The organism is Veillonella sp. ZSJB6, assembly GCF_051549505.1.
Lineage (GTDB): Bacteria > Bacillota > Negativicutes > Veillonellales > Veillonellaceae > Veillonella.
This window is the reverse complement of sequence record NZ_JBPUGE010000038.1, coordinates 1-277: the sequence shown is the minus strand read 5'-3', so window position 1 is coordinate 277 and position 277 is coordinate 1. Positions and strand designations below refer to the sequence as shown.

The following is a 277-nucleotide window of genomic DNA, read 5'->3' as shown; positions in this document are numbered from 1 at the left end:
CGTTCGAGCAACCGATTCGTCTGCTCGACGCCATAGACGTCAAACAAGGCGTCATAGAGCGGACGTAAGTATGGATCGACCTTCTCTTTCAAGTCGCCTGGCAAGAAACCCAAGTTTTCCCCTGCTTCGACGGCTGGACGCGTCAAAATAATGCGTTTGACTTGTCCTTCTTTCAATGCCCGTGCTGCCAAAACGACGGCCAGATAGGTCTTTCCGGTCCCGGCCGGCCCGATTCCGAAGACAAGATCGCGTTTTTCAATGGCACGAACGTAGCGGC

1 protein-coding gene is annotated in these 277 nt (G+C 54.2%); it reads right to left on the bottom strand.

All coding sequences use genetic code 11. The features are described from left to right. Nucleotides 1–277: PhoH family protein (locus ACSV5T_RS09810; protein WP_438320986.1), on the bottom strand; the 277-nt coding region annotated here is incomplete at both ends.